The sequence below is a fragment of the Bacillus mycoides genome (assembly GCF_000832605.1).
GTDB classification, from domain to species: domain Bacteria; phylum Bacillota; class Bacilli; order Bacillales; family Bacillaceae_G; genus Bacillus_A; species Bacillus_A mycoides.
Genome location: NZ_CP009692.1, coordinates 695,131 through 717,576, shown reverse-complemented (window position 1 = coordinate 717,576; position 22,446 = coordinate 695,131). Strand labels below are relative to the sequence as shown.

Below are 22,446 nucleotides of genomic sequence, written 5' to 3'. Positions count from 1 at the left end.
TTCTTGATAATGAACCCGTCAATATAAATTTATACATCAAACCCAACAATTACCTTAGTATATTTAATTCAATTATCCTTATATAAATTCAAAAATAACTTCATAAATAATTATTTCAAATGAATTAATTTATTCATGTATTGATATATTATAAAAACCATTTAAAACTGAATTAAACAATATCCTACAAGTTTGACGACTGAAAAAAAGAAGTCTTATTAAAAAGCTAATTCCAAAAACAGATTCACCTTAACTGTTTACCCAACATATTGATTCTGATCCATAAAAATTTTAGCATCCTTTTCTACAAAAAAAGACTTCATTTCTAATGAAGTCTTTTTTGTATCGTTAAAGCTTAGTTACAAACCATTGCGCTTTCCACTAACTTTTTCATATAATCTAATAGCTCTTTTTTTAACTCTTCGTGTTGCAGTGCCATTTCAATTGTTGTTTGAATAAACCCTAGTTTTTCTCCGACATCATAGCGTTTTCCTTCGAAATCATATGCAAATACACGTTGAATTTCATTTAAACGCTGAATCGCATCTGTTAACTGAATTTCTCCGCCTGCCCCTGTTTGTTGATCTTCTAAGAACATAAAGATTTCTGGAGTTAACACGTAACGCCCCATAATCGCTAAGTTAGATGGTGCTGTTCCTTTAGCAGGTTTTTCAACAAATTTACTCACTTGATAACTGCGATCCTTTTGCTCTATCGGATCAATAATACCATAGCGATGCGTTTCATTCTCTGGAACAGTTTGAACACCAATTACTGATGATTGTGTATTCTCATATTGATTCATTAATTGGCGTAAGCACGGCGTATCCGCTTGAACAATATCATCACCAAGTAGTACCGCAAATGGCTCATTTCCAATAAATTTACGAGCACACCAAACAGCATGTCCTAAACCTTTAGGCTCTTTTTGGCGAATATAATGAATATTGATCTTTGAAGATTCTTGTACTTTTTCAAGAGTTTCATACTTTCCTTTTGATAGTAAGTTTTGTTCTAATTCAAAGGAATGATCGAAATGATCTTCAATTGCACGTTTTCCTTTTCCTGTTACGATAATAATATCTTCAATTCCAGACGCAATTGCCTCTTCCACGATATATTGAATTGTTGGTTTATCAACAATTGGTAACATTTCTTTTGGCATTGCTTTTGTTGCTGGTAGGAAGCGAGTCCCTAATCCAGCTGCTGGAATAATGGCTTTTTTTACTGTTTTCAACGGTTAACCTCCTATAAATATCCAAATACTAAATGCTCATTTAATATAATAACAAACTTTATTACTTTGAAATATCTGAAATTGATATTTCATTAATTATCGAACCTATTAAAGAAAAGTCAAAGTCAAATTTATTTGATCGATAAATAAACAGCGAATTATCTTCAGCCTTCAATTGTGCTTCACCCAATTTTCCAAATAAATTTTCTTTTAATATTTTCATATTTTTAATATTTATCTTCTGAACAATTAATTGATTATTATATACTATATCAATATCTTCATATTGAACTAATGTTCCAACTGCTAATTGTTTTTCATTTTTTGAATTACCTACTATGTTAATTATCTCTTCTTTAGACTTTCCTAAAAAAGTAAGATACTCTTCTAAATTTGGAGTAATTCCATCTAATTGTTTTAATTTATCTAAAAATTCTTCATAAGGTATTGTTTGGTTATACGGAATCGATTTAACTATGGATTCACTAATCCAACCCTCTTCTCCATTCCCTAATGTAAATTTTAACCAATTAATATCTGATCCCATCTCTTTTTGCTGCTCTTTTACAACAAATGGAGTTCCAAACGATATCGTTCCAACTACTTGTCCATCTAAAGTTGGTGTACCCCTAACACGACCTTTTGCAGAGTTTACATACCGGACATCTAAAGATGCAAGTGGATTCTCCTCTTTTTTAGTACGTTCCACCTTACTTACTGGTTCTTTCTTCTGCTCTTTCGCCTGTAAAGAATATAGAATACTATCCTTTTGCCAGTAAGTTACCCCAACAAGTATCATCAATAACATAACACCAATAATAGCACTTAAGAACTTTCGTCCCTTTTTCTTTTTTGTATGATGTGGGCTTTGTTTTCCTAATAATGATAGGTGATCTACAACTTGAGCAGTGCCCTCTTTTTTCGTATCTTCATTGTTTATTAAATTTTTACCCGCCTGCTTCTCCATTGATTCTTTTTTAAACTTCTGCTGCTCTTCTCTACTCATAGCCCTGTACTCTTTTAAGAAGTTTTCATATTTCGGCATAATTTCTTGAATTGGACCATAGTCTTTAATTTCTCCATATTCTAACCATAAAGCCTTTGTACAAAACTTTTTCACTTGACCCAAAGAGTGACTGACGAAGAAGATAGTTTTCCCTTGTTCTTTAAACTCATTCATACGTTTCAAACATTTATCTGTAAATGTTTGATCACCTACTGAAAGTGCTTCATCAATTACAAGGACGTCTGGATTAATACTTACAGAAATAGCAAACCCTAAACGGGATTTCATTCCACTTGAGTATTTCTTGACTGGCATATCAATAAATTTTCCAATATCGGCGAATTCAATAATTTCCGGTGTCAACTTCTCAATTTTTTCTTTACTTAATCCCATCATCAAGCACTTTAGTTCAATATTTTCTCTACCAGAAAGTTGATTGTTCAACCCAGCTGCAATAGCAATAAGTGTAACTTTTCCTTTAATATCAATTTTTCCTTTTGTAGGTGGTGTAATTCCAGCAATTAAATTAGACATCGTCGACTTTCCTGAGCCATTTACCCCAACAATACCAATTACATCACCTTTTTGAGCTACAAACTCTAAATTTCTTAATGCATAAAAGTCTTCGCCAAATCCTCCAGGATATATGATATCCTTTAATTTATCTGAATTTTTACTGTGCATTTTGTATTTTTTTGTTACATTATGAAACCTGACTGATTCATTCATTTTTTACAACCCTCATTATAGATAATCTGCAAAGTGCTTTCTAAATTTCACATGTAATGCTGAGCCAATTAAAAAAGTAATAAAAACAAATCCCCAAAAATATAGCGCATAATTTATATCTTGGAAGAACCAATTTGTTCCTAATAAAGATGCCCGGTATCCATCAACAATATAGCAAAAAGGATTAAATTGCATAATCTTTTGGAAAATAGATGGTAGCCTTTCAGGAGTCCATACTATAGGAGTTAAATAAAATAACATTCTCATAATCGATTGAACAATCATTTGAGTATCTCTAACAATTGTCGCTAAAGTGGATGTAATTAGAGACAGTGAGCATACTAGCATAAGAGTGGCAAACATATAATAAACAAGCTGAATATAATGAATAGAAATTCCTTGTCCTGTTACTAAAAATAAAATTGTTATAACTCCTACAAGGATTACATGTGAATAAAAATTAGACATGATTACAAAGCTTGGAATAACGCTCATCGGGAAGCTCATTTTTGAAACCATATTTAACCTTGTATAAATTGACTTAGAAGCTTGCATCATTGCCGGATTTATAAAAAACCATACAACTAATCCTGCAGATAACCAATAGACGAAAGGAACTCCATTAACACCTTGTCCCCCTCTAATACCTAACCCAAAAACAAACCAATAAATACTCATCTGTATTAGTGGATTCAAAAGTTCCCAAAAAAGTCCTAAGTAATTATTATTATTTGTACTTTTTACTTGATAAATAGATAAACGTTTAATTAAATATAAACTGCTTATCTGTTCTTTCAATACCATGATCATTGAGTTCATCTTTACTATGCCTCTCCGAAAAATATTTTCCTTACAGCTCGTTTAGAAGCACCACCATCTTCTAAATAACAATACTTATTATAGAAACTATCGTATTTCTCTGCAAATTCTCCCAATCCATTTACTTCACACTTTACTATTTCTTCCAATACCACTCTTGTATTCTTTACAATCGGTCCAGGGGCTTCTTCTTCCAAATCAAAATAAAATCCCCTTAATTTATCACGATAAGAATCAATATCATACGTATAGAAAATGATTGGACGCTTTAAATTTGCATAATCAAAAAAGACTGAAGAATAATCTGTGATTAACAAATCAGATATTACATATAGTTCGTTAATATCAACATGCTTGGAAAAATCGTAAACAAACCCTTTATATTTAACTAAATCAAATTTTTCTGCTACTAAATAATGCATACGTAATAAAATAACATAGTCCGATCCTAACTTACTTTGTAAGAGATCCAAATCTAGTTGTAAATCTAATTTATATCGTCCCTTACTATAAAATTGATCATCTCTCCATGTTGGTGCATATAAAATAATTTTTTTATCTATCGGTAAGTTATTATTCTTCTTTAAAGATTCTATTACTGAAGAATTGTTACTCTGATATAAAAAATCATTACGTGGGTAACCAACTTCTACGACTTCCTTTTGAAATTGAAATGCCCTTCTAAAGATATCTGTAGAATAGGTATTAGGTGAAAGCAGATAATCCCAATTTTGTGCTTCAAGATGAAAATTATGCTTATATTTTTCCGTTGTCGTACCTGGCATATGTACTTCTTTCATATCACCAGCTAATTTCTTTAATGGCGTACCATGCCAAGTTTGGATATATACCGTATGTTTTGGTTTAGGTAACCATAAGGGCATTCTACTATTTGTAACCCAATATTTTGAACGCACCAACAAAATAAACCAACGAATCGAGAACCTTTTTACATATGGGATATTTTCTTTATCAAATTGCACTGTATGGTTTTTATTTACACTCCATATCATTTCAAAATCCATATTATTTTGTAACATATATTCATATATAGCCCGTGGATTACAGCTATATTGTTTTCCAGAATAACTTTCAAATAAAATTAATTTCTTTTTGGGAGGCAAACAACTACAGAATAGAAATACTGCCTTACATAATTTCTTTACAATACGGTGATTTTTTATTCTTCTTATAAAACTCATGTCGTTTACACACCTTCTAATTCAGTCGCTTCATACTTACGATACATTAACGCGAAACCTCGCCTTTTCCCGTTCTTCCCATTAATGTGTCTACCTCTTCTTTTGCATTTTTCCCATTAAACAAAACATTATATATTGCATTCGTAATTGGCATTTCAATATTCATTTTTTCAGCTAAATGATACGCTGCCTCAGCTGTACGAACCCCTTCTACTACCATACCCATATTTTCTAATACTTCTTCTAAATTATGACCTTTTCCAAGTAAATTTCCAGCTCGCCAATTGCGACTATGAACACTTGTACAAGTCACAATTAAATCACCTACACCTGTTAATCCTGCAAAGGTAAGCGGATTTGCTCCCATCTCACACCCTAATCGTGTAACTTCAGTTAGTCCCCTGGAAATTAAAGCTGCCTTTGCGTTATCTCCGTAACCAAGACCATCTGAAATTCCTGCACCAAGGGCAATAATATTTTTTAGTGCCCCGCCCAATTCAACACCAATCACATCTCGATTTGTATAAACACGGAAATTTGTATTCATAAATAGCTTTTGTGTTTTTTCCGCAGCCTGTAAATGATATGATGCAGCGGTTACAGTAGTAGGATGACGAAGACTCACCTCTTCTGCATGGCTTGGTCCTGAAAGAACAACAACACTTTCTATTAACTCTTTCGGCATCTCTTCTTCAATCATTTCTGATATACGTTTAAATGACCCTGGTTCAATTCCTTTACTTGCATGAATAATTGTTATCGGTTGTTTTACGATGTCCTTCAGTTGCTGCATTACACTACGAATTGATTTCGTTGGGACAACTAATAATATCGTATCTATCCCATCCATTGCTTCCGCTAAGGATTCATACCCTTTTATTGTTTTAGAAAGCTGAATCCCAGGTAAATATGTTTCATTTGTATGCTTCTCATTAATTTCATGGATTTGTTCTGCTTTATTTCCCCAAATTCGCACTTCATGCCCATTATCCGCTAGAACCATAGATAGTGCTGTTCCCCAGCTTCCTGCACCAACCACTGTGATTTTTTTCAAAATAAGCCCCCTTTTATCACCTTAACAACGTTAAAAATATCACTATTTATGCAAGAAGCTAAGTGATATAAACATAATTCACTTAGCTTCCATATTTCATTATATTTTTTAATTTGATTACGCTCTACTTCTCTTTAAGAGTGCATATTTCATCGTAAAACATTTCAAGAGCATGCCCATTATATTTTTGAAAATCAAATTCTTTAAAAGATGTTTTACTTAATATAAACTTTTGCATCCCAATTACTAAACCAGTAATGTTATTTTCAACTAAATCCCCATAGCCTTTTTCCAAAATGCTCCTTGATCCTGCAATATCAGTAGCTATAATAGGCTTTCCTAATATTAAAGCCTCTAACAATACCATTGGTTGTCCCTCGTGATTAGACGAGAGAACAAAACAGTCACATTGATTAATAAGTAAGAAAGGATTACTCATTTGACCAGTAAAAATCACTTTGTCCTCTAGATTTTTTTCTCTCACTAAATTCTCTAATTCTTCTTTTAAAACTCCATCTCCAATAATATAAAGCCTAATATTATCATAGAGTTCCGTAACTTTTGCAAAAGCATGTATAAGCTTTTTCTGATCTTTTTCAGGTGACAATCTTCCCATATTAACAAAATTAATGTTCTCTTTTTGGGGCATTTCAATTCCTCTAATTTCAAGCTTACCATTTCCGTGAATATTTTCTTTTAATAAATATTCTTTCCCGTCATATTTATATATGTCGCCTTCTTCAATCTGTTTAAGTACTTTATTAGGGTCAATGGCATTATGGACATACACACCTTGTTTTAGTGTAATATAATCCTTCAAATTCTTCCTATTTAAATTTCTTGTGTGTTCTGCAACAGCTACTATTTTATCAAACTCCTTATACAACGGAAAAATAATATTTAAATTAGCTCTATGCTTAAATTTACCTTTAATTTTTTTAGAGTATTCTGCCCACATATCATTATGTTGATAGATATTTCTCTTTTTAAAATCTCCAAACGCAAATAACAATGTCCAAAATGGGACATATCCACTAAAGTCAATAGCTATATCAAATTCCGCATTACCAAATAACCTTGAAATTTCACGCTTGTATAGTTGCTTTGGTAGCGCCTTCTGAGCTCTTTCATTCTTTAGCCCCATTTTCATAACATAATTATTTTGATAAGATTCTTTTAAAGTGGTGTTTAAACTACCTACTCGATAAAATCTTTTCACATTCGAATTAATTTGATTGAAATTATCTCTTGAAATTTGATCATACTTCCCTTTATCAATAACTGCCACATTGTATTTTGAGTAATCAATACTATTCAAAAGGTTAATAACTGATGTGGTAATTCCATTATTCAAAAACCCACCACAGTACATTAGAATATTTTTCTTATTCTCATTTGTGACTTTATATACATTCTCCGTATGTTTTCCTCGGAAAATAATCTCAATCGCTCTTGCTGTAGCATTTCCATCATCATGATAGCAATATTCTTTTAATATTTCTTGGTATTTAAAACTGTAATCATTTTTTACACTCTCAATTTTTTCAATACTACGAACAACTTCGTCTACCGTATAGCATATTGGACCTGGCATATCTTCTAATTGAACGTATAAACCTCGTTGCTCTTCATACGCTTCCTTATCATACGTTAAGAAAATGATTGGTTTTTCTGTTACCATATAATCAAAGAATATACTAGAGTAATCTGTTACTAAAACATCTACTATTGACATCAATTCATTGGAATCTACCCAATCTGGTATACAAATCTCTCGTAAGCTTTCATCATCTTTAATAAATTTATATGTCAATGTATGGACTTTTAACAGGAGTTGATAATCACTAGGTATTTCAGAATACATTTTTTTCACAATATTGTTAATCTCATCCTTAATATTACTTACCTGATTTACTCCTCCTCTCCAAGTCGGTGCATATAAAATTATCTTTTTCGTTTCATCAATTTCTACAAATTCCTTTAAATATTCTTGTACTTCTTCCGGGTTTACTTGTAGAGTGAGGTCAATTCGAGGATAACCTTCATCGACAACATAACCATTGTATAACCCTTCTAAATCATGTGAATTTACAATGGTATCTGCAGTAAATTTATTAGGATTTAATATATAGTCACAATGCATAAAATTTCTTTGAATATTTTTATGTTGCCCTATTTCGCCCTTCATATCCTTTCCTAATGTTTTAATAGGTGTTCCATGCCATGTATTAACATAGATTTGTCCCTCTTTTTTCTGGAAATAAGGTGGGAATGTAGTATTGTTAATTAGATATTTCGCTGTTGTTAAATATTTTAAATACTCTTCACTATGAACTTTAACGAACTTAACATTTTTTTTATTTTCATAACGTTTAGCATAAAAATTATTTCCATCATTTAATGCCCAAACATGTGTATAATCCTTATACTCTGGATTATCAATAATTTTTTTAAAGATTGCGTATGGACTATCTGTCATACCTTTACCATGGAAAGATTCATATAATATAACTTTCTCATCCAAGTCTAATTTCACATAAAAATCAGTGTACTTAACAGTTCTCTTAAACCCTTGGTCATTCGAATATTTTTTCAGCGGGCCTGATAAAAAATTAATACGATTTTTCATTCTGTTAATCTTTTTCTTGAGTTGCAATATTAAAACCCCTCTTTAATTCATTTATAAAGTATACTTCCTATAAAAAGTCTTTTATCTTTTCCTCGAACACATCCTTATTATAGAAATGCATGACTACCTTACTATTTCCCTTTAAAAAGCATATTTACAAAGTGCTTACTTGAATCACCTATCGAATACTCATTCCATTTCAAAGTAAAATTATTTATACTATCTATTTTGAACTTACCATCTGTTATCACCTGTACCACCTCCTCAGTTGTATAAACAACTGGTCCTGGCACATCAGATATATAATCACCAATAGTCCCTCTTTTTTTCATATATTTCTTTAAATCGTATGCAAAAAAGATCATTGGTTTATTTAATAAGCAGAATTCAAATGGTATGGAGGAATAATCAGTGACTAATATATCCGTCACTAGAAATAGATCATTTATATTTGGATAAAGGGAATAGTCATATAAAAATCCCGCATACTTTTCCTCATAATTACATATGTTTCGTATTGCTGGATGTAATTTAATGATGAGAATATACTCACCTTTCAATTGCCTATACATCTCATCGATATCTAGATGTAAATCAAAATCTACTAGTTCTTTATCCCTAAAAGTTGGCGCATATAAAATAACCTTTTTATCTTTTAGCTTTGGATTTACTATAAAAATATTATCTTTAACTTTCTTTTGTCTCTGTTCATCAAAAAACAAATCTGTCCTCGGAATACCTGTTTTTAATATATTATTATCCGATAGAGCAAAAGCTTTCTTATAAATGTCAGCAAGCGCTTCTGACCCTACAACAATTTTATGGAAGTTTTTATAAACATCCATAAATCTGTTTTGAGCTCGTAGACTTCTTTTTTTTAAAGACGGAGCTAATAATCCGAATTTTTTAAAAGCACCTGCTGCATGCCATATTTGAATACACTCTACGCCTTTTTTAAATTTAATTTTTGCTAGCGATCCAAAATAATTATCAACAATGACATATTGAGAAGTAGATAAATGATAGACAGATTTAATAGTGTGGAATATATTCCTTGTTTCAAATTTATAAGATTTCACATTCGAGTAGTTGTCCACTTCATATTTACATGTAGATTTATATAAAAAAACCACCTCACAATTTATACCTTGGCGTTGCATTTCCTCATAAATAAAAAATAAATTCTCACCATAAGACATAATAAAAGTTACTTTCTTTTTAATTGGAAACACTTTCATCATACTATGTAAAATTGCAACTAAGATGAGATAGATTTCTACCATTATTTCTCTAATCATTTATTTTATCTAGCAACTTGCACTAGTTCCTTTTTAATTTTTGTTGTTGAAATTCCAGCTGTACGTGTTAAATAGACGACTTCACAGTATTCACTTAATTCGTCAAATTCCCCTTCCCAATCATCACCCATAACAAATGTATCTACGTCATGATTAACAACGTCTTTTACTTTCTGCTCCCAATTATGCTCAGGAATCACCTCATCCACATAACGAACTGCTTCTAGAATCATTTTACGATTCTCATAGCTGTGATAAGACTTTTTATTTTTTAATTTGTTAAATTCATCTGAAGAAACAGCAACAATTAAATAATCGCCCAAATCTTTCGCTCTCTTCAATAAGTTAATATGTCCCCAGTGCAATAAATCGAAAGTCCCATATGTAATAACCTTTTTCATAATCGCGCCCCCTGTGAAATGTTCTTATTTTATAATTATTCACTTTAGAAATATATTCAAATTAGAGTGTCCCTTGCACCTATGTACGATAAGAAGGACTCAAATTCCCCTATGTAAATGCAAAACAAATTTACATAGATTTTACATTAAGTTCACACGAAATTCACACGAATGATTATAACATAATTTTCATTTACAAACTATGACAATAACCTAACAACTATTGTCATATCCTGTTTAAGAAGGCGCCTTCTTATCTGGTATTACAAACCTCCTCTTACTTTCTTTTATTTACAAAAAAAAGTGCGAAGGAAATATTTCCTTCGCACTTTTTAAATCATTCAAACCTTATCGCAACGCACGACGTGGTAATTTATCAATGTTCTCTAACATAATACCTGTACCAACCGCAACACATTGCATTGGGTTTTCAGCAATTAATACTGGTAATTTTAACTCTTCTGCTAGAAGCATGTCGATACCGTGTAATAAAGCTCCACCGCCTGTTAGAATAACACCACGGTCAATAATGTCCGCAGATAGTTCTGGTGGTGTACGCTCTAGTACGCCTTTTGCAGCTTGTACAATGATAGCCGCGTTTTCTTTTAGTGCTTCTGTAATTTCTTCAGAGCATACTGTAATTGTACGTGGTAAACCAGTTACCATGTCACGTCCGCGAATTTCAAGCTCTTCACTACGTGCACCTGGGAATACTGTACCAACTTTAATTTTAATATTTTCTGAAGTACGTTCTCCAATCAATAGCTTATACTTACGTTTAACGTAGTTTAAGATCTCCATATCAAACTTATCGCCAGCCATTTTGATAGAGGAAGAGGTAACAATATCACCCATAGAAAGTACGGCAATATCTGTTGTACCTCCACCAATATCAACAACCATGTTTCCGCTTGGCTGGAAGATTTCCATACCAGCACCAACTGCGGATACTTTTGGTTCTTCTTCTAAAAATACTGTTTTACCACCTGAACGTTCAGCAGCCTCACGAATTGCTTTTTGTTCTACAGATGTGATATTTGTTGGACAGCAAATTAAAATGCGAGGTTTTGAAAAGAAGCTCTTCACGTCCAATTTGTTAATGAAATACTTTAACATTGCTTCTGTAATTTCGAAATCTGCGATTACACCATCTTTAAGCGGACGAATTGCTACAATATTACCAGGTGTACGTCCCACCATACTTCTTGCTTCTTCACCTACTGCTAATACTTTTCCACTATTACGATCAATTGCCACAACAGATGGCTCATTTAATACAATACCCTTACCTTTAACATGAATTAATACGTTAGCCGTACCTAGGTCAATTCCGATATCTCGCGCAAACATTCCCGTCATTTCCTCCTCGATATTCAAAATCAGGTTACACCCGAATTCTTTTACACCTAATTCCTGATTTTATCATAAATTTAACAGAAACGTAATATTCGCAAAAAGAATTCTTCTGAAAAATATTACCGAATTTGCAAGGAATGTTTGCTATTTTAGATTTATTGGCGCACAGGGTTTTCAGTATCTTCTTTTCTATACTTCTGCTTTGTTGCTTCTCCCCCTCTTAAATGACGAATAGACTTATGATAATCAAGAATTTCTTTCACTTCATTTGCGAGCTCTGGATTAATTTCTGGCAAACGTTCTGTTAAATCTTTATGGACTGTACTCTTTGATACCCCAAACTCCTTTGCGATTACACGCACTGTCTTTCTTGTCTCCACGATATACTTGCCAATCTTGATAGTTCTCTCTTTGATGTAATCGTGCACACCACTCGCCTCCCTAAATTGGATGTGAGAAGTGTGAAATGAGACTCGCTGCATACGACTATGAAGTAAATGTGAGTGCTGTTTGTAAGCGTTAAACATTCTTGGATTTATAATGAAATGATTCACGATTTCTCACCTCAAACACTCTCTTTGCATTGGTTTATACCATTGTATTGCCCGCACTACTGATATATGCTACATGTTCACTATTTTTGCGGACTAAGTTAAGAAAAATTACGTTTTTTTGTGAGAAATACGTTAACAATGACAATTATGGCGAAAAAAAGTGACACCTCTTTATAAAAGGTGTCACTCTTCTCTTTCATACTCTTCTTCTAACAACTGATGGTGGGGAACTTCTTTCTTACCGGCAATATAATAATATAAAGCGAATAAAACAAACAATAAAATGATAGCAATCGACAGAACAGATAAAAATGACACAGTATCCCCTCCCTTTTGTAATATATATTCGAGAATCTCGTCATTTTTCCTTGTTATTGCAACTTTTTTCTCGAAATTGATTATTTTTATATAAAAATAAAAAAATCAACTCTCCTAATGAGAACTGATTTTTTTACTTTATTATTCTTGTGAAGAAGAACCGTTAGATGATTCTGTAGAACCATTCGTTGATTTTTCTTCTTTTTGAGATTTCTCATCTTGTTTGCCATTCGTCTCTTTATCACTCTTCGAGCCGCTTGTTGACTTCTCTTCTTTTTGAGACTTATCTTCTGTTTTACTTTCTGGTTTCGTGCTTGTTGACTTTTCTTCTTTTTGAGATTTGTCATCAGTTTTTTTACCAGAAGCATTTGTCGCCTTTGCAGCACCCGCATCAGCTTTAATTTCTGCTACTGATTTATTTAAGTAACGCTCAGGGTTCACAGCCACATTGTCTTTACGTACTTCAAAGTGAACGTAAGAGCCTACCTCTTTATTCATTGCATTTAGACCTGATTTTCCTAACACTTCACCTTGCGCGACTCTTGCACCTTTTTCTACTTTCACACTGCCTAAACTTTGATAATATGCCGCTACACCATTTCCACTATCTACTGTTACAACATAACCAAGAAGTGAATCTTTTTCAGCTTTCGTTACTGTACCACTTAAAGCAGCTGTAACATCAAATTCTTTTCCGTTTTTCGCAGCAATGTCGATTCCTTTATTCGGGGAATATGTGTTGTTATAAAAGACAAGTGCTTTTTCTTGTTCCGCCTCTGATGCTGCATCTTCATAGAATTTCTTCTGTACTACTACTTCTGCATTTGCTGCAGCTGGCATTTTCATTACTTCTGAAGATTTTGTTACCGGTACTGCTGGATCTTCCGTTTGTGTATACGGTGTTGCTTGATCTTGGTTCGGAGCTTTCTTTGGATTAGCTCCCTGGAACCATAGCGCAACCATTAAGATTACCGCTGCACAAGCAATGTATAGTGCCGGAAACACCCATCTTTTTTGAAATAAATGTACTACTTTTCGCGACTTTTTACTATTTCTTCCTCGCATTCCATCATCACCTCAGCAATCATTTTGAACAATATTCACTCATCCTATACAACCTATAACTAATTACTTTTCGACAAAATCTGTAAAAATATGTATAAGAATTGCAGAATTTCCGAGGAAATGATGAAAAAAGAAAAAACTGAGCGTTTGAGCTCAGTTTTTAGTCCATTTGTTTCTTTCTATAAATGAAGAGTGTAATAACAAGTACTGCAACTAACCAAATTGTTATGTTCAATAAATTACTAGTAATTGCACTAAAACCTCCACCTTTTATAACACTGCTAACTGCAAGACCGATATGACGAGTTGGCAAATAATCGACTATTTTTGTAACGACTTCATTCTTCACAAACATTCCAATTAAATCACCGAAAAGGAATGTCATTAATATTGGTAATCCAATTGTTGATGTTTGCGGTACATTTTGAGCTAATAATCCAATACAAGTACCAATGAGGTTAAATATTAGCATTCCAAGAACAAAGATGAGTAATAATAATGCAATATTACCTTCTAATTTACCTAAAATAAGTAGATTAATAAAACAGGTCGCTACTGTAATCATACCCGTTAATGAACTTTTACCAATTAATACTTCAATAGATGATGCTGGTGATAGCATAAGAACACGAAGCGTATTTTTTTCCTTTTCTTCAGCGATGAGCATCGCCTGTACAAAGCCTCCGACCATAACTAACGCCATCGCAGTTAACGTACTTGCTCCAACTTCTCTCATATTATCTGAGCGACTAAATAATACCGAAAAGACAAGTGGCATTACCAACATAATTAAAGTTTGTGAATTCGTTTTAAAATCCTGTACCTCTTTCCGAAAAATTGCTGAAAATCGTCTCATTGAAAATGTCATTATAGTCCCCTCCCAGTAACTTCAATAAAGATATCGCCTAATGTTGGCTCGTGTGAATGAATAGATAGTAATTCGCCTTTTTTCATCCATTCTGAAATGCGTTTTGCCCCTAATTCATCTTTTTTCACAATTTCTTTCTTCTTATCTGTTAACACAACTTGTATTTGATCTTTCGCGTATTGCAAGCGAAGGTTTTCTGGTGTATCAAGAGCTACTATTTCTCCTCCACATAGAAAGGCAATGCGGTTACAAAGCGTTTCTGCTTCGTCCATGTTGTGCGTTGTTAAGAAAATCGTTGTTCCTTCTTTATTTAAGTCTTTTAAGATTTTATGAATGTTTTGTACGTTTACTGGATCAAGTGCAGATGTTGGTTCATCTAAGAAGAGGATATCTGGTTTATGAAGAATTGCTCTCGCTAGTATGACGCGCTGCTTCATTCCTTTTGATAACTTTTTCACTTGTGTTTTTTTATCATCCAATAAGTTCACTTGTGCTAACACTTCATCAATTCGTTCTTTTTTACAATCGTATAAGTCACAAAATAATAGTAAGTTATCATAAATGCTAAGTCTGTCATATAAGCCGCTATTGTCTGTTAAAATACCGATTCGTTTGTAATCGATGCTGCTTGGCCCTGTAATGTCTTTACCTAATACTCGTACTGTTCCAACGCTATGAAGCAATTGAGAAGTTAAAATTTTCACTGTTGTCGTTTTCCCAGATCCGCTCGGTCCAAGAAATCCGAAGATTTCTCCTTGCTTCACCTCAATATTTACATTTCGAAGGGCCGTTTTTCCATCGAAACTTTTCATTACATCTTTCATTTCAATTGCCAATGTCATTTCGTCATCCCCTTTGTTTTTCTTTTTATAGATGAAAGTCGCTTTAGCGCTTTTCGTTTGTTTGTTTCGCTTTTCTTGACTCAATCATATGAAAAACAAAGGGGTTACGCAGTAAAATACCGGTAAAAGGAGTATTTTTACCGGTGAATGAATCCTATTTTGAGCTTATTGGAGCATTTTTATAGTCCAATTACACCTTTTAATTCATCCATTCGTCCTTTCGAAAGCGGGATTGAACTTTTTCTTTCGTCATCCAAAATTAAACTAAAACTATTACGTGTCCACGTAATGACTTCTCGTACTCTTTGTAAATTAACGAGGTACGAGCGATGACATCTAAAGAATCCGAATCCTGTTAATCTCGTTTCTAGTTCACTTAATGTTAATGCGCATACGAAGTCACCTTCGCGCACATGAATATGTGTCACTCCATTTTGTGTTTCAATGAAATGGATCTCCATCGGATCCAGTAAAATGATTTTATCGTTCACTTTCGCTGGTATTCTTTCCAGTTTCATTTGCGGAATCATTTGAACTACTTTTTCTTCATCTACTTCTTCAACTTCTTCTTGCTCTATTTCTATCTTTTTCACACCATCATTGTTTAATATGTATACATCTTCTGTCAACGAAAGGGCATCCGATAAAAAGGAGGACGTAATAAAGATTGCCTTTCCTTGCTCTTTCATTTTCATAATCGCTTTTCGAATAATAATCGTACTCTCTGTATCTACATTTTGCTCTGGCTCTTCTAAAATAACTAAATCCGGATTGTGAATCATAATCCGCCCGATATGAAGACGGCGTTTCTCTGAAAATGACAATTTTTCTATTTTAGCGTTTAACTTATCTAGGAGACCGACATATTGTACAACTTCTTCTATACTCATATGTGATTCATAAAGCCCTAATAAAAACTTGAAGTACTCCTTCACCTTTAAACGGTCATATGCTTCATCTTTCAAAAAACAAAAGCCGATGCGTGAATACATCTTCTTTCCAATCGATTCACCTTCAAATAGCACACTGCCCAAAGAAGCCTCTTCTTCTCCGATAATAATGCGATGCAACACTTTAGCTGTATGATTATTGCACTGCAAAACAACACATTGCCCTTTTTCAACCTCCAGTTCAATTGCCGGCAACTGGTTCGTCTTCCCTAATTGTTTCAACTCCAATAACGCCATTCTGTCTCCTCCAAATGTTTTTCCCTAATTATATCAAACATTTAATGGAAAATTATGATATTTCATGAAGTACCATAACAAATAAGGACCTGTCCCAAAATCGATGAGAGTAGCTCTTTTTTCATGTCGCATGATGGCAAATAAAGTGAAACTTTAATCAGTGGGGGTTTTGTTCATCCCCCACTGATTATTAGCCTTCACCAATCGAGCTTTTACGGGCAGCCCTACTCCCACAAATAGCGGGATAAAATTTTATCGGTGATTTTTCGAATATATCGACCACAACTCGAGTTTTATCAGCGATTCGACAATAGTAGCAACTTATAAATATGAAAAGACCGTCCCAAAACACCTTTTGAGACGGTCTCTTTTGCGTTCTATTTTTTCACCATTAACTTTCCTTCATAATCATTCATCGTCTTTATTTCAACGCCTTTATAATAATGAGCGACGATATCTGTATATTTCTTACCTTCCACTGCCATGCCATTCGCACCGTACTGGCTCATACCGACGCCGTGACCGAATCCTTTCGTCGTAACGGTGATGTTATCCCCTTCTTGTTTCCACGTAAAGTCTGAGGAGCGTAAATCTAACTTTTCACGAACTTGTTTTCCTGTTAATGTTTTCCCTTGGAACTCTACATCCTTTACTCGCTTTCCTTCCGTAAGGTCTTTAATATTACCAACCTTTCCGTTTGCTAGTACTTTCACACCGAGACGTTTTTGAAAATCAGATACTGTGAATTTTTGCTCACTCGTAAATTTTGGAGAGGCTTGATCCCACGGACTATCTACACTCTTTAAGTATGGATAATCATTTCCCCAATAATCAGCTGCATTTTCTGTTCGTCCGTTACTCGTTGAGAAGAAGGATGCTGAAATTGGTTTTCCATCATACGTTAAAACTTGTCCTGCGGTTTTCGAAACGGCTTCCTCAATTTTCTTTAAATTATTTTCGTAGTTATTACCCCATTGTTTCTTCAATTCCTCTTTGCTTTTGTACACTTGATCTTTCACTGTATCTGTCACGTCCGCATTGTTTTTCTTACCTCCGCTTAGCATACGCTGCACTACAAATGTTCTTGCTGCTAATGCCTGCGCCTTTAGCGCCTCTATTTCAAAGCTGGCATTCATCTCAGAAGCTACTACACCGGCCACATACTCCTCCATAGGTAATGTTTCTACCTTCTTCTGCTGATCACGGTATACAGCAACTTGAACCGCTGTATCCACTTTCCCTGGAGCTGGTATACTTTCTATCGCTGGAGGAGTTTTAGAAGCTGCTTCTTCCCCTACTTTTGCTTTCGCAAACGGAATAACAAGAGCAGCAGGTACAATGATAACGAGCGCTATTAAGAGCGCTACTGTAATGAAAAGCGGCTTTGAAAATTTCATCCTATTCCCCCAATATAAAGTTGGATTCCTTTCATTCTTATGGAACTACGGGATCTTTTAGAACATACTTGGGGGTATCGGTATAAAGTGAAACTATAATCAGTGGGGGTTTTGTTCATCCCCCACTGATTATTAGCCTTCACCAATCGGGCGTTTACGGGCAGCAGGGCTCCCACATAACTTCTTTGCTCCAGCCGAATTTTGAGGTGGGAGTTTTACTGCCCGCAAATAGCGGGATAAATTGAAACTTTAATGAGGCAGGGATCTTACTGACCACAAATAGCAGGATAAAAACGAAAATTTTCTAAATATTTTTACTGAGACGTGCATAAGTATAGAATTTATTGACTATAACAGTAATAACCCAAAAAAAAATAGCCCCTATGTCAAAAGACATAGAGACTACTTCAATTAAGCGTGAAGATCAGAAACTTCTTGTTCTTTCACTTCTTCTACTTTTTCGTTTACACGTTCAATAGTTGCACCTAATGCAGCTAATTTCTTATGGAAGTCTACATAACCGCGGTCAAGATGTTTTAACTCTGTTACACGAGTATAACCTTCTGATACTAAACCAGCTAAGATTAATGCTGCTGCAGCACGTAAATCAGTTGCGCCTACTTCAGCACCTTGCAGGCTACTTGGACCGTTCATAATTACAGAACGACCTTCGATTTTAATATCAGCATTCATACGACGGAATTCTTCAACGTGCATAAAGCGGTTTTCGAATACCGTTTCTGTAATCATACTTGTTCCATCAGCATGTAGTAATAATGCCATCATTTGTGATTGCATGTCTGTTGGGAAACCTGGATGAGGCATAGTTTTAATATCAACCGCTTTTAACTTATCTGGGCCGATAACACGTACACCTTCATTTTCCTCAATAATTTTAACACCCATTTCTTCCATTTTCGCTGTAATTGAGCGTAAATGTTCAGGCACAGCATTTTCAATTAAGATGTCTCCACCTGTAATTGCCGCTGCAACCATGAATGTTCCTGCTTCAATACGGTCAGGAATAATAGGGTGGTTTGCACCATATAATTTTTCAACGCCTTCAATACGAATCGTTCCAGTTCCAGCTCCGCGTACTTTCGCACCCATTGCATTTAAGAAGTTAGCTAAGTCAACGATTTCTGGCTCTTTCGCTGCGTTTTCAAGGACTGTTGTCCCTTTTGCTAATGTAGCTGCAGACATAATGTTTTCTGTCGCGCCTACGCTTGGGAAGTCTAAATAAATTTTAGCTCCTTTTAGTTCGCCCTCTACGTGTGCCTCAACAAATCCGTTACCAACTTTTACTTTCGCTCCCATTGCTTCAAAGCCTTTTAAATGTTGGTCAATTGGACGTGAACCAATTGCACATCCACCAGGAAGTGCAATACGAGCACGACCGTTACGTGCTAATAATGGTCCCATTACTTGAACAGATGCACGCATCTTACGTACATACTCAAATGGTGCTTCAATGTTTAATTCTTTAGAAGAATCGATTGTTACTTGGTTATTTTCAAATACGACTTCAGCATTTAAATGACGTAATACCTCGTTAATTGTGTATACATCAGATAATACTGGTACTTCAGATAGTACATTCTTTCCGTCACTCGCTAATAGGGCTGCAGCGATTATAGGTAATACAGCATTTTTTGCGCCCTCAACACGCACTGTGCCGCTTAACCGCTTTCCGCCACGGACGATGATCTTTTCCAAATTATTCCCCTCCGTGTCCTTTTTTCAGTATCTATTCACTCAATACTCAGAAGTTATGATCGGTGTGCCAACCACAATTGTATCTTTGTTGTTTGTAGAACGTATTGCTATTTGCACATTTATTTTCTCTCTATTTGTTGAAAGAGCGTCATTCCACTTTTTATTATATGCGGAGACTGATACAAATGCTCTTTCTTCTATCTGTTCGATCGCTCTTGCTGAAAGATCTTTCAAAACCTGATTGGTTTTATTTTGCAAAACACCTTCAATCTTATCATTCAGTACACCTTGAACACAAGTGTAAATTATAGGTTTTTCACTTAAAATTTCATCTATGTTCTGAACGTACTTCGGGTCCCATTTCGCCCCGCTCACTTCAAAAATAATAAAAGTGTTTTCTTTAGTATTTTCCTTACTCCAAGTTACTACTATTCGTTCTTCATGTGAAGAAGATTTTTTATAGGATGTAGCCTTATATCCATCTGGAGATTGTTCTAATTCCCAACTTTCGATGTTTGCCTCTTCCTTCACATCATTTAACAGTTTTTGAAACGTATGTATATTAGAAATTGTTTTCGTTTCTCGCGCTAACCATGACCACCGCTCTACTTTTGCATCGTTCTTCTCTAAAGCTGCAATCATGCTCTCCATTTTCTGTTCATCGCTTATAGGTTTCATCTCTTTATATCCAACCAAAAATAAAACAACACTTACGATAACGATAAGAATGGCTTTAAACTTCAATTTCATCCCCTCCTATCCCCATTGTTAACGGAGATATGAGGTTCTATACACTTACTTTACTAAATACGTTAAACTCTTTGAATAGCCTAAATAATCAAGGAAAAAGTTACTTACAGATGTCCCAATTGTAATTGTAATTAGGATGAGTAATACTCTCGTCTGCAGCACTTTTCCAGACTTCATTAAGCGCTCAATGTGAATACCTTGTAAGGCCCACCACGTAATGGTAATAAATAATAAATGTGAAACAATGGCAATCAGTGCTTGTTGCCCTAAAAGATGTGCCAAAAAATCGACCCCTTTTTTTGCTTGGCTACTACTTACGCAAAATGTAAAAAACGATACCATAAATAAGTAGGAGCCACACTTTTTCACACGCAAATAAGCATCTTACATTTTACATCTTAATTTTCTGTTAAAAAACATATACCTATAGGTGTTTTCATTTGCTGTTACTCCAAAATAAAAAGCGTAGAGTACGGACTCTACACCCTTTATTTTTACTATTGTACCACGTTCCCTAAGAAGAAGAAATCTTTCATTAATGGAAAATATTCATAGAAGAAATTGTAACCAATCATCGGCATAATCCCTAGTATTACAATTGAAATTGCGCAAAGACTCATGACAATCTTTATATTTAACGGTAACCGAAGCTTTTCTTCTGTCTCTCCCGTGCGGAAAAACATTTGCTGTAATATCCGGAAGTAATATACGAATGAAATAACTGTTGTCCCCATCATAATAGAAGCTAATACGTAATGAGCAGGTTCAACATGAAGTGCCCCTAAAAAGATGTTAATTTTCCCGATGAAACCTGCTGTCCCGGGTATTCCAGCTAATGATAAAATAAAGACCGTCATCACTATAGCTGTAAAGGGGGACCGCTTATATAACCCTGTGAAAATCGTCATATTTTCCTTATCATTTTGTAAGATTAATCCGTGGATGATTGCAAATGCTCCTATATTCATAAGCATATATGCAAGCATATAAAACCACATACTATCCATCGTAAACTGCGATAGCGCTACAAGGGGGACTAGCAAATATCCAGCATGCGCGATACCTGAATAGGCAAATAGACGTTTTACGTTGTATTGCTTTAATGCTACTACGTTCCCAACAATCATCGTAATACTCGCTAGCACCGCAATGTATATGCTCATACGCCCGTATAAAGATTGTGCGTCTCCTTGGATTGCCACACCTGCAAACACCATAAGAAACAAACGCGTAATGAGTAAAAAACCGGAAATTTTAGAAATTGTTCCAAGAAAGGCAGCGACAGGTGTAGCGGCTCCCTCATATACATCTGGTGCCCACATATGAAACGGCACTGTTGCAATTTTGAACGAGAGTCCAACGAGCAGTAGTAGAAATGCAAGAGCTAACAATAATTGAATGCCACCAGCCAGCTCTTGCGTAAATGCCTTTTGCATTTCCACTATGTTGGTCGACCCTGTAATACCATATAAGTAGCTCATTCCAAAGAGCGTAATTGCTGTTCCAATTCCTCCGTTAATGACGTATTTCATCGCTGCCTCATTTGATGCGCGGTTTCTCTTTCGGATTCCTACTAGAATATACGAAGAAAGCGAGAGCAGTTCTAAACCGACGAATAGTGTGATGAAATCAACGCTAGAAGCCATGAACATCGCTCCTAGGAGCGCCATTAAAAACAAGTAATAATATTCTCCTTTGTCTTGAATAGGCTCCTTCTTGTCATCGCTCATTGCCATACATAAAACGAGAGCTGCTCCGCCTAACAACAACGTTTTAAACCCTTTTGAAAATCCATCTAGCACAAACGATCCATTTAAAATATCTCCTGCCGGTTCGCTGTATAGCGAAATTAATGACACTATCGCTAACAAGACAGCGGCAATTGCACTAATCGCTACGTACCTATGGTTCAACTTAAAAAACAAATCACATATGGAAAGAAGGATGGCAGCCCCGAGAATAATGAATTCTGGTACCATGAGATGCCATGATAAGCTAAGTAATGTGTTCATATCCAT

The 22,446-nt window shown here is 34.6% G+C and carries 20 protein-coding genes; all 20 read right to left on the bottom strand.

Translation table 11 applies throughout. From position 1 onward, the window contains the following. Positions 1-355 precede the first annotated feature (355 nt). Positions 356-1,237 (bottom strand): UTP--glucose-1-phosphate uridylyltransferase GalU, encoded by an 882-nt coding sequence (gene galU, locus BG05_RS05505; protein ID WP_002184560.1) that lies wholly within the window; start codon positions 1,235-1,237, stop codon positions 356-358. Positions 1,238-1,298: 61 nt separating this feature from the next. Further along, entirely contained in the window at positions 1,299-2,972 is a 1,674-nt protein-coding gene (gene tagH, locus BG05_RS05500; RefSeq protein ID WP_002184559.1) for a teichoic acids export ABC transporter ATP-binding subunit TagH, read from the bottom strand. Between the two features lie 15 nt (positions 2,973-2,987). Continuing rightward, a complete protein-coding gene (locus BG05_RS05495; RefSeq protein ID WP_033734334.1) occupies positions 2,988-3,791 on the bottom strand; it encodes an ABC transporter permease in 804 nt (267 codons plus the stop codon). A gap of 5 nt (positions 3,792-3,796) precedes the next feature. Further along, entirely contained in the window at positions 3,797-4,993 is a 1,197-nt protein-coding gene (locus tag BG05_RS05490) for a CDP-glycerol glycerophosphotransferase family protein (RefSeq protein WP_002184557.1), read from the bottom strand. Between the two features lie 46 nt (positions 4,994-5,039). Further along, positions 5,040-6,047 carry an NAD(P)H-dependent glycerol-3-phosphate dehydrogenase gene (locus BG05_RS05485; RefSeq protein ID WP_002184556.1) on the bottom strand — a complete coding sequence of 336 codons (1,008 nt, stop codon included), beginning with the start codon at positions 6,045-6,047 and terminating at the stop codon, positions 5,040-5,042. A gap of 124 nt (positions 6,048-6,171) precedes the next feature. Continuing rightward, a complete protein-coding gene (locus BG05_RS05480) occupies positions 6,172-8,676 on the bottom strand; it encodes a glycosyltransferase (protein ID WP_003192551.1) in 2,505 nt (834 codons plus the stop codon). A 131-nt stretch (positions 8,677-8,807) separates the two neighbouring features. Beyond that, positions 8,808-9,974: a CDP-glycerol glycerophosphotransferase family protein gene (locus BG05_RS05475; RefSeq protein ID WP_139211977.1), complete on the bottom strand. Its 1,167-nt coding sequence runs from the start codon at positions 9,972-9,974 to the stop codon at positions 8,808-8,810. 5 nt (positions 9,975-9,979) lie between these two features. After that, positions 9,980-10,375, bottom strand: a complete 396-nt coding sequence (gene tagD / locus BG05_RS05470) for a glycerol-3-phosphate cytidylyltransferase (RefSeq protein WP_002184553.1) — start codon at positions 10,373-10,375, stop codon at positions 9,980-9,982. A 348-nt stretch (positions 10,376-10,723) separates the two neighbouring features. Continuing rightward, positions 10,724-11,725 carry a rod shape-determining protein gene (gene mreB, locus BG05_RS05465; RefSeq protein WP_002184551.1) on the bottom strand — a complete coding sequence of 334 codons (1,002 nt, stop codon included), beginning with the start codon at positions 11,723-11,725 and terminating at the stop codon, positions 10,724-10,726. Between the two features lie 161 nt (positions 11,726-11,886). Then, positions 11,887-12,159: a sporulation transcriptional regulator SpoIIID gene (gene spoIIID, locus BG05_RS05460; RefSeq protein WP_002089714.1), complete on the bottom strand. Its 273-nt coding sequence runs from the start codon at positions 12,157-12,159 to the stop codon at positions 11,887-11,889. A gap of 309 nt (positions 12,160-12,468) precedes the next feature. Continuing rightward, positions 12,469-12,603 (bottom strand): hypothetical protein, encoded by a 135-nt coding sequence (locus tag BG05_RS05455; protein ID WP_002016211.1) that lies wholly within the window; start codon positions 12,601-12,603, stop codon positions 12,469-12,471. 141 nt (positions 12,604-12,744) lie between these two features. After that, the gene (locus tag BG05_RS05450) at positions 12,745-13,668 is read right to left on the bottom strand and encodes a stage II sporulation protein SpoIIQ (protein ID WP_003192544.1); all 924 of its coding nucleotides are present in this window, start codon (positions 13,666-13,668) and stop codon (positions 12,745-12,747) included. Between the two features lie 160 nt (positions 13,669-13,828). After that, positions 13,829-14,536: an ABC transporter permease gene (locus BG05_RS05445; protein ID WP_016127629.1), complete on the bottom strand. Its 708-nt coding sequence runs from the start codon at positions 14,534-14,536 to the stop codon at positions 13,829-13,831. Further along, positions 14,536-15,378, bottom strand: a complete 843-nt coding sequence (locus tag BG05_RS05440; protein ID WP_002184548.1) for an ABC transporter ATP-binding protein — start codon at positions 15,376-15,378, stop codon at positions 14,536-14,538. Before BG05_RS05440 ends, BG05_RS05445 begins: the two co-directional genes overlap by 1 nt. A 179-nt stretch (positions 15,379-15,557) precedes the next feature. Continuing rightward, positions 15,558-16,565: a LytTR family transcriptional regulator DNA-binding domain-containing protein gene (locus BG05_RS05435; protein WP_002184547.1), complete on the bottom strand. Its 1,008-nt coding sequence runs from the start codon at positions 16,563-16,565 to the stop codon at positions 15,558-15,560. 377 nt (positions 16,566-16,942) lie between these two features. Then, on the bottom strand, positions 16,943-17,962 hold the full coding sequence (gene spoIID / locus BG05_RS05430; protein WP_002184544.1) for a stage II sporulation protein D: 1,020 nt from the start codon (positions 17,960-17,962) through the stop codon (positions 16,943-16,945). Between the two features lie 411 nt (positions 17,963-18,373). Next, positions 18,374-19,678 carry a UDP-N-acetylglucosamine 1-carboxyvinyltransferase gene (gene murA / locus BG05_RS05425; RefSeq protein ID WP_002068497.1) on the bottom strand — a complete coding sequence of 435 codons (1,305 nt, stop codon included), beginning with the start codon at positions 19,676-19,678 and terminating at the stop codon, positions 18,374-18,376. Positions 19,679-19,717: 39 nt separating this feature from the next. Beyond that, the gene (locus BG05_RS05420) at positions 19,718-20,422 is read right to left on the bottom strand and encodes a YwmB family TATA-box binding protein (protein ID WP_016127628.1); all 705 of its coding nucleotides are present in this window, start codon (positions 20,420-20,422) and stop codon (positions 19,718-19,720) included. Positions 20,423-20,473: 51 nt separating this feature from the next. Beyond that, positions 20,474-20,710 (bottom strand): DUF1146 family protein, encoded by a 237-nt coding sequence (locus BG05_RS05415; RefSeq protein ID WP_016127627.1) that lies wholly within the window; start codon positions 20,708-20,710, stop codon positions 20,474-20,476. Between the two features lie 215 nt (positions 20,711-20,925). Beyond that, positions 20,926-22,440: an NADH-quinone oxidoreductase subunit NuoN gene (nuoN, locus tag BG05_RS05410; protein ID WP_016127626.1), complete on the bottom strand. Its 1,515-nt coding sequence runs from the start codon at positions 22,438-22,440 to the stop codon at positions 20,926-20,928. Positions 22,441-22,446: the final 6 nt, after the last annotated feature.

What these genes read in the sequence shown, in the direction of transcription:
- BG05_RS05480 (WP_003192551.1), bottom strand. Translation starts at nt 8,676, where the DNA reads ATGAAAAATCGTATTAATTTTTTATCAGGCCCGCTGAAAAAATATTCG.
- BG05_RS05450 (WP_003192544.1), bottom strand. Translation starts at nt 13,668, where the DNA reads ATGCGAGGAAGAAATAGTAAAAAGTCGCGAAAAGTAGTACATTTATTT.
- BG05_RS05440 (WP_002184548.1), bottom strand. Translation starts at nt 15,378, where the DNA reads ATGACATTGGCAATTGAAATGAAAGATGTAATGAAAAGTTTCGATGGA.
- nuoN (WP_016127626.1), bottom strand. Translation starts at nt 22,440, where the DNA reads ATGAACACATTACTTAGCTTATCATGGCATCTCATGGTACCAGAATTC.
- BG05_RS05495 (WP_033734334.1), bottom strand. Translation starts at nt 3,791, where the DNA reads ATGAACTCAATGATCATGGTATTGAAAGAACAGATAAGCAGTTTATAT.
- BG05_RS05490 (WP_002184557.1), bottom strand. Translation starts at nt 4,993, where the DNA reads ATGAGTTTTATAAGAAGAATAAAAAATCACCGTATTGTAAAGAAATTA.
- BG05_RS05445 (WP_016127629.1), bottom strand. Translation starts at nt 14,536, where the DNA reads ATGACATTTTCAATGAGACGATTTTCAGCAATTTTTCGGAAAGAGGTA.
- BG05_RS05435 (WP_002184547.1), bottom strand. Translation starts at nt 16,565, where the DNA reads ATGGCGTTATTGGAGTTGAAACAATTAGGGAAGACGAACCAGTTGCCG.
- mreB (WP_002184551.1), bottom strand. Translation starts at nt 11,725, where the DNA reads ATGTTTGCGCGAGATATCGGAATTGACCTAGGTACGGCTAACGTATTA.
- tagH (WP_002184559.1), bottom strand. Translation starts at nt 2,972, where the DNA reads ATGAATGAATCAGTCAGGTTTCATAATGTAACAAAAAAATACAAAATG.
- tagD (WP_002184553.1), bottom strand. Translation starts at nt 10,375, where the DNA reads ATGAAAAAGGTTATTACATATGGGACTTTCGATTTATTGCACTGGGGA.
- BG05_RS05475 (WP_139211977.1), bottom strand. Translation starts at nt 9,974, where the DNA reads ATGATTAGAGAAATAATGGTAGAAATCTATCTCATCTTAGTTGCAATT.
- spoIID (WP_002184544.1), bottom strand. Translation starts at nt 17,962, where the DNA reads ATGAAATTTTCAAAGCCGCTTTTCATTACAGTAGCGCTCTTAATAGCG.